This is a genomic window from Bacillus sp. HMSC036E02, from assembly GCF_001836235.1.
Taxonomy (GTDB): Bacteria; Bacillota; Bacilli; order Bacillales; family Bacillaceae_G; genus Bacillus_A; species Bacillus_A cereus.
This window is the reverse complement of the sequence record NZ_KV827857.1, coordinates 240,124-252,929: the sequence shown is the minus strand read 5'-3', so window position 1 is coordinate 252,929 and position 12,806 is coordinate 240,124. Positions and strand designations below refer to the sequence as shown.

Genomic DNA, 12,806 nt, shown 5'->3' with positions numbered 1-12,806 from the left:
TAAGTTTTTACGAGATGATGAGAAAGGTTTATAGTAGTGCTGGAGGTGATTGTTGATGCTAGCGGGGAAACAGTTGCTATTAGAAGAACTTTCTTCAGATTTACAGAGGGAATTAAACGATTTGAAAAAGAAGGGAGAGATCGTATGTGTACAAGGTGTAAAAAAGAAGAATTCTAAATATATGTGCCAACGCTGCGGAAATGTAGATCGGCGGCTATTTGCGTCGTTTTTATGTAAAAGGTGCAGTAAAGTGTGCGCATATTGCCGGAAGTGTATAACGATGGGGAGGGTAAGTGAATGTGCTGTACTTGTTCGCGGGATTGCTGAAAGAAAGAGAGAAAAGAATTTAAACTTGTTACAGTGGAACGGTACGTTGTCTACTGGCCAGAATTTGGCGGCGCAAGGAGTTATAGAGGCTATTAGGCAAAAAGAATCATTTTTTATTTGGGCTGTATGCGGGGCTGGGAAAACAGAGATGTTGTTTTACGGAATTAACGAAGCGCTTCAAAAAGGAGAAAGAGTTTGTATCGCAACGCCGAGAACGGATGTTGTTCTGGAATTAGCACCAAGATTGCAAGAAGTATTTCCATATATAAAGGTAGCGGCTTTATATGGAGGGAGTGTGGATAAAGAAAAAGATGCAGTACTAGTCGTTGCGACTACGCATCAATTATTACGTTATTATAGGGCGTTTCATGTCATGGTTGTAGATGAGATAGATGCGTTTCCATATTGTGCAGATCAAATGTTACAGTACGCGGTAAAACAAGCGATGAAAGAAAAAGCGGCGCGTATTTATTTAACTGCGACTCCAGATGAAACGTGGAAGCGAAAACTTAAACAAGGTAAACAAAAAGGTGTTATTGTTTCTGGACGATATCATCGTCATCCTTTGCCAGTTCCTTTATTTTGTTGGTGCGGGAATTGGAAAAAAAACCTCATTCATAAAAGAATTCCTCGAGTTTTACTACAGTGGTTACAAACATACTTAAATAAAAAATTCCCTATTTTTTTATTCGTCCCCCATGTGCGATATATAGAAGAAATAAGCTTGTTGTTAAAACCATTAAACAATCGAATTGAAGGTGTACATGCAGAAGATCCAGGGAGAAAAGAAAAAGTAGCGGCTTTCAGAAAGGGAGAAATCCCATTATTAGTTACAACGACAATTTTAGAACGAGGCGTAACGGTGAAAAATTTGCAAGTCGCAGTTTTAGGGGCGGAAGAAGAAATATTTTCAGAAAGTGCGCTCGTACAAATTGCGGGTCGAGCAGGGCGGAGCTTTGAAGTGCCGTATGGAGAGGTCATTTATTTTCACTATGGTAAGACAGAGGCGATGGTGCGCGCGAAAAAACATATTCAAGGTATGAATAAAAATGCGAAAGAACAAGGATTGATCGATTAATGCATTGTTTACTTTGTGATGAGTGTTTTGTAGAAAAGATTAGTTGGTACACTTTTTTTGTAAAGTGTCATAGAAAATATATATGTGATAGATGTGAGCAGAAACTTTCCTATATTATAGGCGAAATTTGCATGGAGTGCGGGCGACCTTTAGAATTTGTTCCTGCCTCATTTCAAGAAGACGGTATTTGTATAGATTGTATAAGGTGGACGAAAGAGGAGAAGTATCGTTCTTTTAAAAACCGTTCGTTATATATGTATGATGATGAGATGAAAGAAATAGTAGCACAGTTTAAGTTTCGGGGGGATGCAGAGTTAGTGCACATTTTTTATCGTCCTTTTCGAAGTTTATTTCAAAAGTATTTTGCCAATGTTTCAACCGTTATCGCTGTTCCGCTTAGTAAGGAAAGGGAAATTGAACGTGGTTTTAATCAAGCTGAGTTATTAGCAACTTGTTTGCCTGTCAAAATTTCTTATCCATCATTAAGAAGAAGGGATACAGAAAAGCAAAGTAAGAAGACACGTAAAGAAAGGGTGTCAGGAAGCAATCCTTTTTATTTTCAGGGAGAAGAGATGTTTTCTGGGCAACATATTTTACTCGTTGATGACGTGTATACGACAGGGATTACAGTTAGGCAAATCGGAAGTTTGTTATATGAAAGAGGGGCAAGAGAAGTATCTAGTTTGACACTTTGTAGAAGTTAATATGGCAGTGTCGAAAGGGATAATAAAAAGGCGATAAGTCTTCTTTGACTTCATATGTTGTCATTCGTTATAGTCAAAATATGGGGCGAATGCCCTGATTTTTAGAGTGAAGGGAATGGAATGAACATGCAAGGAAGAGTGAAATGGTTCAATGCAGAAAAGGGATTTGGGTTTATTGAGCGTGAAGATGGTGACGATGTATTTGTCCATTTTTCTGCTATTCAACAAGATGGATATAAGTCATTAGAAGAAGGGCAACAAGTAGAGTTTGACATTGTAGATGGAGCACGTGGACCACAAGCAGCTAATGTTGTGAAACTGTAGGGTATATTGTTTTTGGAAGAGAAAGCTGCGTTTGTGGCAACGTTATATATATGTAGTAGAACCTCTTGTTTTTCGCAAGGGGTTTTTGTTATAGTGTAAGTTGTCAAAAAGTTGTTTCTTTTCTGTAACGAATTGTCCACAGTTATATTCGTTATTCACGATGTTAATAGGATAAAATAAAGATAGAAACGATGCATCTTTTCATTTCAACAAAAAACGATAAAAAAATCGCAATTCCACTAATTTTTTTAAAAAGTTAGAAGGAGTTTTTAAGCCAATGTCGAAATTATAATACATAGGCTTGAAAGGAGGAATTCATCTATGAAATTCAACATTCGTGGTGAAAATATTGAAGTAACTCCAGCATTAAAGGAATATGTAGAGAAAAAACTAAGTAAGTTAGAGCGTTATTTTGATACATTCCCAGAGATTAAAGTTAATTTAAAAGTATACTCTGACAAGCAACGTGTCGAGGTAACAATACCATTTACTGATTTATTACTTCGTGCAGAAGAAACTAATAGCGATATGTACGCTGCTATCGATTTAGTAGTTGATAAAATTGAGCGACAAATTCGTAAACATAAAACAAAAGTAAATCGTAAGTTACGTGAGAAAGGTTCTATGAAAACGAACTTTATCCTTCCAGAAGCAGTAGCTGTTTTGGATGAGGTAGAAGAAGATGAATTAGAACTTGTACGTACAAAACGATTCGATTTAAAACCGATGGACGTTGAAGAGGCAATCCTACAAATGGATATGCTAGGACATAATTTCTTCGTCTTCACAAATGCTGATACAAACGAAACTAATGTTGTATATGGCCGTAAAGATGGGAAATACGGTTTAATCGAAACTAAATAATAATTCGAAAGCGCAGCCGAAATGGCTGCGCTTTTTTTGTATTTTTCGCAGCAAGGTTAAAAAAGTTTTATAAGTAGCCGATTTCATTAAGAAGTGATTTTTAGGCGGTATTTCCTCAAAACAGCAGGAGAAAATTCGAAACTTAGAGAGGTGAGTTACTCTTTATTATTTGGAACAAGCATAGGAATGTAGCTACCTTTATAAGTAATTCTTTGCTAGGGATATAGTATTGTTTTTTAAAATTTAACGAAATGTTCGCAAGTGTAAAAGTAATATTAAATATTCTGAAATCCATTGAAGGTGTGTTGAGGTGTTGTTACCATAATATTGTATTATATTGATTTTGTTCCTTCAGTGGAAAAATACAATCAATATAATGCTACAAATTATCGGAGGTGCTTTTAGTGGGCATTAAGAAAAAAAGTCGTTTTATGTTTGGATCTGTTTTATCGTTAGGTATTTTAGCTAGTACTTTCGCTTTAACCGAACCGGCTAAGGCTAGTACAAGGGATGACCATGTGAATTTTACCTTTAGACTTTGGAGTCCATATGATTATACTAATGCACGTCCTAAAGAGACGCCTACCTCTATGTATATGCGTGTGAAGAGCAGTGAGAAGGGCGGAGGTTCTTTCAATGTTTGGACAGAAGCAGATAAAAATAAAAATGCAGAAGATAGAAAATGGGTAAATGTTTCAGGTAAGCATGAAGGAACAGTGATACCAGGTAGAACATATCTTTTTCAAAATTATGCATATGAAAACCATGGGAAAAATGTGCCTGTGAGATTTGGTGGTTATTCTAGAGAAAATAATGCTTATCCTACTGCTTGGAGTCCTGATAGTGTAAGACCTAGTGGACCTTACATTGAATATTGATTTAGAAATTATAAATTGAAATTATTTATTTTATAGTGCTAGAAAAAGTCGTATAGTTTCAAATCCGGATTATACGACTTTTCCTGCTATTTCATTTTTAAAATAGGAGGAGCTGTAATGAGGTTTATTTCAAAATATATTTTAGTTTGTTTTTTTATATTGAGTATTAGTTTCTTAGTTTCTTGTCAAAAGAAAGTAGATGAACCTATTGTACATATTGAAGATACTTTAACGGAAAAAGATAATTTGAAAAGTATTGAATTAAAAGGAATTAACAAAAATACTATTTTTGAACAAGTGTTTTTGGAAAGTGAAAATGGTGATGATTTCTTTCAAGGACAAATAGAAAAAAATGATAGTTTAATAGAGGATAAGCTTTCAAATAAAAAATTGAAATTAGGAGTTATACCAGAAAATTATTATGTTTTTTTGACGGGTGTTACGAATAAGAAAAAACCAACGTATCTCTTGGGACGGATTGAACAAACTGATGGAGAAGTAATTCAGTGGAAACAAGAAGTTAAGAGTGTAAAAAGAAAAGGCGCAAATGATGTTTATCAGTATGAAGTTGAGTTTCCTAAATTTGAAGGAGAGAGAGCAAATGTTTCTTTTCGTTACATTTGGTTAAATAAAGAAAAGAAATGTTATGGTGTTGCGGATCAATTGTTCATATTAAAAAAGATTTAAATTTAATGGTTTATGGAGGAGCTATAGATGAGTTACTTTTTAGGAAGGATTTTAAAAGGTAGGATGTTTTGGTTGTCTTTATTTATTATGTTAGTAATTGTTATTGCTCAATATATTGCTATGTTTGTGACAACTAAAGGATTTAACGATGCTGGGATTATAAAGGTATCCCCATATTTATCTAATATTTTATATTTTAATAGATTATCGTTTTATAGTGAGTTTTATTTACTTATATTTCCTATGCTTTCCGCAATGGCTGTAGCAGGGATTTATAGAATTGATAAAAATTATGGATTTATTTATCCTGTTATTTCTAAGATGGGAACATGTTATTATTTTAAGCTGCTTTATTTTATTAATTTTATTGTATCTTTTTTTATTATAAGTGTCCCTTTACTATTTAATTTTTATTTATATGTGATGACTTATCCAACAGTTGCTCCGCATCCAATATTAAATTATATGGCTTCTACTGTTTCGCCAACAGCTCAATTTCATATAGTTTATTATAAGTACCCTACTTTATATTTTCTAATGTATGTATTTTTAAATGGTTTATACGGTGCGGTTTTTTCGAGTTTAGCTTTATCAGTTTCGTTTTTTATAAAACGAGTTTATTTTATTTATTTAGTTCCATTTATTTTACATATTTTTTGGCTTGGTATTGGAAAAGGGATTCTCAATCCTAAAGATTATTTAATTAAAGATTTTGGCTTTTTTGAATTACAAATTTTTCTTAGTGTACTGTTATGTATTTGGTTTTGTTCTGTAGTTCTTTATTTACGGGGGAGTAGGAAGTATGTTCTTTTATAATGTTATGAAAGAAACTATAAGGATGAAATATGTTTGGTTAAGTATTCTTTTTGTACTTAATGTTAGTATCATTGGTTGCTTGTTCAATTATTTTGAACCCGGAATTGTAAAAGAGAAAATGAACGAATTGGAAGCTTTGTATAAGGTTATGTCGTTGTATAATTTGTCGACTATATTTATTCCTTTAACAATTGTTTTTTCTGTATATTCTATGTCGAACTTTTTTAGTATTTATGTTGTTTACAGAGTGAATAATGCATTGAAATTAGTTTCTATATATTATTAAAAATTATTCGTTTTTGTTTACTTTTTTGCTGGGAGTATGATTTTACAGTTGTTTTTGATGTCAACTATGATGGCTGTAACTAGTGTTGATGTAAATTATCCATTATTATTTTGCATTCAATTATTTGCGAGTGTTTTTATATGTATGATAAGTGCTTTATTGCAATTATTTTTACCTAGTTTACTTGTAATAATATGTATGATTACTGCTGTTTTATTAGATAGATTTATATTACATGGATTTTTATTTACAAATGCTTTTTATATAAATGTCTTTGAAGATGCTACTGGTTTATTTATACGCTTATTCGGCTGTTTTTTTATCTTTTTTATAAGTGTATGGATTTTATCTAAAAAAAGTTATATTTCTATGAATGATGAGACAGAGGTGGTCTAGTTTACATTATGATCTTATATTATTTGTTAAAAAGAGATTTATATGTAAGGTTTCGAGATTCCATCAAGATAATGGTTTTTTTATTCTTAATTTACGCTATTATTGCAATTGCCTTTTTATACAATCAGCCTCTTAGTAATGGTAAAGAATCTGTATTAGTAGATGTTACCTTTTATCGATTTTTTCATGGAGTAGATTTTGTGGATTTATCTTATTTTTATAAGGAGGGGCGATTTTCTATCCCTTTTTATTGGATATTCTTTCAAATCACTCCTTTGTTGCTTGTAGGGAATTTTGCTTTTTCAGATATTCAACAGGATGGTGTTTATTTATTTCCTCGTGTTAAGAAGAAGCATTTCCTGTGGTTAACGAAAATATTATCTTTGTTTTTTTATATAATTATTATTTGGATTGGTATGTATTTTATTTGGTTTAGCGCTTACTATTTGCTTTCTTTAGGCGAGTATAATTTTTTAAATTTATATAGTCAATTTCCTTATAAGATATTAGGTACTATGCTAATTCAAATAATTATAAGCTTTTTATTAGCTTTGATTTTTGAGTTTTTAACTTTTTATATACCGATAACTATTGTTTTTGTACTAATGTTGTTGTACCTATTTTTGTCTATTTTCTTTCATAGTATTTATTTTTTAGGCTCTTTTGTTATGCCAAATCGTTGGTATTTTGTTGATCACAGTTCAATTCAATTGACTTTAGGTAATAATCAATCTATTCAATATAATGATTTACTTTTAATAGGAGTAGTAATTGTTGTTGTAATGATTTTATTAGGTAGTTTTTGTTTTAAAAAACTAGATGTGATAGGTGAATAATTTATGGACAATTATATTAAATGTGAATGTATGACGAAAAGATTAAAAGGAAATATTGTGTTAGATAATATTAGTTTGTCAGTAAAAAAAGGCGAATTTTTAGTTTTGAAGGGGCATAATGGCTCTGGTAAAACGATGATTTTACGCGCTATATCAGGGTTAATGCGCTTGAATTCTGGAGTTGTTTATATAGATAATGAAATAATTGGAAAACAAAAGCAATTTCCTCATTCTATGGGAATATTGATTGAATATCCAAGTTTTATTCCAGGGTATACTGGTTTTCAGAATTTGAAATTTTTATCATCGATTAACAATAAAATCTCCGATGAGGAGATTTATAATATTATTCAAAGGGTTGGACTTGATAAAACAGATAAGAGAAAGTATAAAAGATACTCTTTAGGTATGAAACAACGTTTAGGGATAGCGCAAGCTTTAATGGAACAACCAAAATTACTGTTATTAGACGAGCCAACTAATGCTTTAGATAGTGATGGGATAAAAGATGTTTTAGATATTTTGAAAGTAGAAAAAGCCAAGGGAACGACTATTGTTGTAGCCAGTCATGATGTGCATGTTCTAGATAATGAAATGGTAGATCGTATTGTACATGTTAATAATGGAAAGTTGGTAGATTAAGAGTGACGAGAAAACATATCTTAATAAGTATTGGATTGTGTCTGTTGCTATGTATATTTGCTAGTTTATTAAGATTTAAAACATTAAATCTTAATAATGAATCTTATAAAGTGGTAAAAGATGAGTTTTTATCTAATAGAACTTTTGAAGATGGGCAAGGAGTTACGTTTCATGCACTCAATCCTCTTGATCCTACAAAAGTTTATGATCCCTATGAAGACCGTGAAGTAGTGACGTATGTTTTACCTTTAGATATTACAAATACAACAAATCGAGATATTAACTTGCTTAGTAATAAGTCTATTTCCGATACAATGTTTTATTCTAAAATAGGTGAGTTTTATAATTTAATCCCTTATTCAATGGAATTACCTAAAAAATATCAGTTTGATCCTGTAATACCTGCTGGTAAAACAGTACGAGGGTATATAGGGACAAATTATTTTATAGGAGATGATCCTTATAAAAATTATAAAAACTTTTCAAATGAATCAACTAAAGTGAAATTCATTTCTTGTATAAAGGATAAGAAAGGGAAATATCATGAATTAGAAATACCGATAAATTAATAAAATTTATGATTGATACAGCTATATTTTAATGGTGTTTGTAGATCTTGCAACATAACAATATCTTTTAAAGTCGGAGTTTTTTTGTAGGTGTAAGTATCTATGGATGCTGCACCTGCAAAGTTTCCGGCTTTTTGTAATTGTTGATTTAGATTTTATTAAGGAACTTCTGGTAGTCATATTCTTTAAAAGGAAACTTGAAAGAATATGACTTAGATTTAATACGAAATTTGTAACGTGAAATTGAAATAGCGAGACAGAGAAAAGGAACGTAACAAATGAAATAAAAACTTTTTTTGAATATAAGGCCCGACATCTTGCCGATTGTTGTCATAGTTATAAGACAAGTGTTACAATTATCATTAGGTATATACATTTTAGTTTTTTTAATTAGGAGAAAAATTGGCATAACATACATTTGATTTTTATAACGACTGATTGTAATAGAGAAAAAGAAAAACAATCGGAAGTTTTATTTTAATAAAAAGAGGAGCGTATTTCCTATGATCGGTATTTTAAAAAAGGTGTTTGATGTAAATCAACGCCAAATTAAACGTATGCAAAAGACAGTTGAGCAAATTGATGCATTAGAGTCATCTATTAAGCCACTAACTGATGAACAATTAAAAGGAAAGACGCTTGAATTTAAAGAACGTCTAACAAAAGGTGAAACAGTAGATGATCTACTACCTGAAGCTTTCGCGGTTGTTCGCGAAGCGGCAACTCGTGTTCTTGGAATGCGTCCATATGGCGTACAGTTAATGGGTGGTATTGCCTTACATGAAGGGAATATTTCTGAGATGAAAACGGGTGAAGGTAAAACGTTAACATCTACATTACCTGTATATTTAAATGCTTTAACAGGAAAAGGTGTTCATGTTGTTACAGTCAATGAATATTTAGCACAACGTGATGCGAGCGAAATGGGACAACTTCATGAGTTCCTTGGCTTAACGGTAGGAATTAACTTAAATAGTATGTCACGCGAAGAGAAACAAGAGGCTTATGCTGCTGATATTACGTATAGCACAAATAATGAGCTTGGATTCGATTACTTACGTGATAACATGGTTTTATATAAAGAGCAGTGCGTTCAACGTCCACTTCACTTTGCTATTATCGATGAAGTCGATTCTATTTTAGTCGATGAAGCACGTACGCCGCTTATTATTTCAGGACAAGCTCAAAAATCAACAGAGCTATACATGTTTGCAAATGCATTTGTTCGTACGTTAGAAAATGAAAAAGATTATTCATTTGATGTGAAAACGAAAAATGTAATGCTAACAGAAGATGGTATTACGAAAGCGGAGAAAGCTTTCCATATTGAAAACTTATTCGATTTAAAACATGTAGCACTTCTTCACCATATTAATCAGGGACTTCGTGCACACGTTGTTATGCACCGTGATACAGATTATGTTGTACAAGAAGGCGAAATCGTAATTGTAGACCAATTCACTGGTCGTCTTATGAAAGGTCGTCGCTATAGCGAAGGATTACACCAAGCGATTGAAGCAAAAGAAGGTGTAGAAATTCAAAATGAAAGCATGACGCTTGCAACAATTACATTCCAGAACTACTTCCGTATGTATGAAAAATTATCTGGTATGACTGGTACAGCGAAAACAGAGGAAGAGGAATTCCGTAACATTTACAATATGAACGTTATTGTAATTCCGACAAACAAACCGATTATTCGTGATGATCGTGCCGATTTAATCTTTAAATCAATGGAAGGTAAGTTCAATGCTGTTGTTGAGGATATTGTAAATCGTCATAAACAAGGGCAACCTGTTCTTGTAGGTACAGTTGCAATTGAAACTTCAGAGCTTATTTCAAAAATGTTAACGCGTAAAGGTGTACGTCATAACATCTTAAATGCGAAAAACCATGCTCGTGAAGCAGATATCATTGCAGAGGCTGGTATGAAAGGTGCTGTAACAATCGCGACGAACATGGCAGGTCGTGGTACAGATATTAAGCTTGGAGACGATGTGAAAAACGTTGGTTTAGCAGTTATCGGTACAGAGCGTCACGAAAGTCGTCGTATTGATAATCAGTTACGTGGTCGTGCTGGTCGTCAAGGGGACCCTGGTGTTACGCAGTTCTACTTATCGATGGAAGATGAATTAATGCGCCGATTTGGTTCAGATAATATGAAAGCAATGATGGACCGCCTTGGTATGGATGATTCTCAGCCGATTGAAAGTAAAATGGTTTCTCGTGCGGTAGAATCTGCACAAAAACGTGTTGAAGGAAATAACTATGATGCACGTAAGCAGTTACTGCAATATGATGATGTACTTCGTCAACAACGTGAAGTTATTTACAAACAGCGTCAAGAGGTAATGGAGTCTGACAACTTACGCGGCATTATTGAAGGTATGATGAAATCTACAGTAGAACGTGCTGTTGCCCTTCATACGCAAGAGGAAATTGAAGAAGATTGGAACATTAAAGGTCTTGTTGACTACTTAAATACAAACCTTCTTCAAGACGGAGATGTAAAAGAAGAAGAATTACGTCGCCTTGCTCCTGAGGAAATGAGCGAACCGATTATCGCGAAATTAATAGAGCGATACAATGAAAAAGAAAAGCTTATGCCAGAAGAGCAAATGCGTGAGTTTGAGAAGGTTGTTGTATTCCGCGTTGTAGATACGAAATGGACAGAGCATATTGATGCAATGGATCACCTTCGTGAAGGTATTCATTTACGTGCTTACGGTCAAATCGATCCACTTCGTGAGTACCAAATGGAAGGGTTCGCGATGTTCGAGTCAATGGTTGCTTCTATTGAAGAGGAAATTTCTCGTTACATTATGAAAGCTGAAATTGAACAAAACTTAGAACGTCAAGAAGTTGTTCAAGGTGAAGCTGTTCATCCTTCTAGCGATGGCGAAGAAGCAAAGAAAAAGCCAGTTGTAAAAGGTGACCAAGTGGGCCGCAACGATTTATGTAAATGTGGTAGCGGTAAAAAATATAAAAACTGCTGTGGTATCGTTCAGTAATATAGGACGGTAGCTTTGGCTGTTTTGCAAACTTTTATATCAAAAATGTATAATTAAGAAGGATTAAACTCTCTCCGTAATAAGTGGAGAGAGTTTCCCTTGTTTTCATACGAAAGTAACAGCAATTACATAGAGGTGAAGGAAATGGAATTAGTAGAAATTAGACAGGAATTAGAGAAAATGGCTAAGCGATTAGCGGCTTTTAGGGGGTCTCTTTGACCTCCCTACTAAGGAGAAACAAATTGCAGAATTAGAAGAAAAAATGATGGGCGCAGGATTTTGGGATGACCAACAAGGCGCACAAGCTGTAATTAATGAAGCGAATGCGTTAAAAGATATGGTTGGAAAGTTCCGTCAGTTAGATGAGACGTTTGAAAATTTAGAAATCACGCATGAGCTTTTAAAAGAAGAGTATGATGAAGATTTACATGAGGAATTAGAATCAGAAGTAAAAGGCTTAATTCAAGAAATGAATGAGTATGAGCTTCAGTTACTATTAAGTGATCCTTATGATAAAAATAATGCGATTTTAGAATTACATCCAGGTGCAGGTGGAACTGAGTCACAAGACTGGGGTTCTATGTTATTACGTATGTACACACGCTGGGCTGAAAAACGCGGATTCAAAGTAGAAACGGTTGATTATTTACCAGGTGATGAAGCTGGTATTAAGAGTGTAACTTTATTAATTAAAGGTCATAACGCTTACGGTTACTTAAAAGCAGAGAAAGGTGTACATCGTCTTGTACGTATTTCACCATTCGATTCTTCAGGGCGCCGTCATACATCGTTCGTATCTTGTGAAGTTGTACCAGAGTTCAATGATGAAGTTGAAATCGAAGTACGTACAGAAGATTTAAAAATTGATACGTACCGAGCAAGTGGAGCTGGTGGGCAGCACGTAAATACGACAGATTCAGCAGTTCGTATTACACATACACCGACAAATACGGTTGTAACATGTCAGTCGGAGCGTTCTCAAATTAAAAACCGTGAGCATGCGATGAAAATGTTAAAAGCGAAATTATATCAAAAGAAACTAGAAGAGCAACAAGCAGAATTAGATGAAATTCGCGGAGAGCAAAAAGAAATCGGATGGGGTAGCCAAATCCGTTCTTATGTATTCCACCCGTATTCTCTTGTAAAAGACCATCGTACAAATACGGAGGTTGGTAACGTACAAGCTGTTATGGATGGAGAGATTGATCCATTTATTGATGCTTACTTACGTTCTCGCATCTAATAAGCGAAAAAAAGCCAACGAAATTGTTGGCGCATGCTGAGGACAATAGAGGATATAAAGAATTTGATTTTATTTTTATAGATGAAGTAAAGAGGAAGAGAAGTTGGAAACGACAACTTCTCTTTTTGATGGGATTATATGTAGA

General features: G+C 33.6%; 12 protein-coding genes and 1 pseudogene. All 13 read left to right on the top strand.

Annotation, left to right across the window (positions count from 1 at the left end; genetic code table 11):
- The first annotated feature begins 55 nt into the window (after window positions 1-55).
- Window positions 56-1,405 carry an ATP-dependent helicase ComFA gene (gene comFA, locus HMPREF2590_RS22470; RefSeq protein ID WP_000879425.1) on the top strand — a complete coding sequence of 450 codons (1,350 nt, stop codon included), beginning with the start codon at window positions 56-58 and terminating at the stop codon, window positions 1,403-1,405.
- Window positions 1,405-2,109: a ComF family protein gene (locus tag HMPREF2590_RS22465; protein ID WP_002097937.1), complete on the top strand. Its 705-nt coding sequence runs from the start codon at window positions 1,405-1,407 to the stop codon at window positions 2,107-2,109. The genes comFA and HMPREF2590_RS22465 overlap by 1 nt, the downstream gene beginning before the upstream one ends.
- A gap of 126 nt (window positions 2,110-2,235) precedes the next feature.
- Entirely contained in the window at window positions 2,236-2,433 is a 198-nt protein-coding gene (gene cspC, locus HMPREF2590_RS22460) for a cold shock protein CspC (protein ID WP_001990088.1), read from the top strand.
- 321 nt (window positions 2,434-2,754) lie between these two features.
- On the top strand, window positions 2,755-3,297 hold the full coding sequence (gene hpf / locus HMPREF2590_RS22455) for a ribosome hibernation-promoting factor, HPF/YfiA family (protein ID WP_000671186.1): 543 nt from the start codon (window positions 2,755-2,757) through the stop codon (window positions 3,295-3,297).
- Between the two features lie 404 nt (window positions 3,298-3,701).
- Window positions 3,702-4,175 carry a hypothetical protein gene (locus HMPREF2590_RS22450; protein WP_000511548.1) on the top strand — a complete coding sequence of 158 codons (474 nt, stop codon included), beginning with the start codon at window positions 3,702-3,704 and terminating at the stop codon, window positions 4,173-4,175.
- Window positions 4,176-4,292: 117 nt separating this feature from the next.
- The gene (locus tag HMPREF2590_RS22445; protein WP_001211057.1) at window positions 4,293-4,862 is read left to right on the top strand and encodes a hypothetical protein; all 570 of its coding nucleotides are present in this window, start codon (window positions 4,293-4,295) and stop codon (window positions 4,860-4,862) included.
- A gap of 27 nt (window positions 4,863-4,889) precedes the next feature.
- Window positions 4,890-5,678, top strand: coding sequence for a hypothetical protein (locus HMPREF2590_RS22440; protein ID WP_000120045.1), 789 nt, complete (start codon window positions 4,890-4,892; stop codon window positions 5,676-5,678).
- Window positions 5,665-6,360: pseudogene (locus HMPREF2590_RS22435) on the top strand (hypothetical protein). Before HMPREF2590_RS22440 ends, HMPREF2590_RS22435 begins: the two are co-directional and overlap by 14 nt.
- Window positions 6,361-6,431: 71 nt before the next feature.
- Window positions 6,432-7,196 (top strand): hypothetical protein, encoded by a 765-nt coding sequence (locus HMPREF2590_RS22430; protein ID WP_070861537.1) that lies wholly within the window; start codon window positions 6,432-6,434, stop codon window positions 7,194-7,196.
- Between the two features lie 3 nt (window positions 7,197-7,199).
- A complete protein-coding gene (locus HMPREF2590_RS22425) occupies window positions 7,200-7,838 on the top strand; it encodes an ATP-binding cassette domain-containing protein (RefSeq protein WP_070861531.1) in 639 nt (212 codons plus the stop codon).
- Between the two features lie 41 nt (window positions 7,839-7,879).
- Window positions 7,880-8,407, top strand: coding sequence for a hypothetical protein (locus HMPREF2590_RS22420; protein ID WP_033668381.1), 528 nt, complete (start codon window positions 7,880-7,882; stop codon window positions 8,405-8,407).
- Window positions 8,408-8,910: 503 nt separating this feature from the next.
- On the top strand, window positions 8,911-11,418 hold the full coding sequence (gene secA / locus HMPREF2590_RS22415) for a preprotein translocase subunit SecA (protein ID WP_000579388.1): 2,508 nt from the start codon (window positions 8,911-8,913) through the stop codon (window positions 11,416-11,418).
- A 144-nt stretch (window positions 11,419-11,562) separates the two neighbouring features.
- Window positions 11,563-12,661, top strand: a protein-coding gene (prfB, locus tag HMPREF2590_RS22410; protein ID WP_096001716.1) for a peptide chain release factor 2 whose coding sequence is annotated in 2 segments (ribosomal slippage) — window positions 11,563-11,634 and window positions 11,636-12,661 — 1,098 coding nt in all. Because the reading frame shifts where the segments join, the coding sequence is not laid out codon by codon here.
- Window positions 12,662-12,806 lie beyond the last annotated feature (145 nt).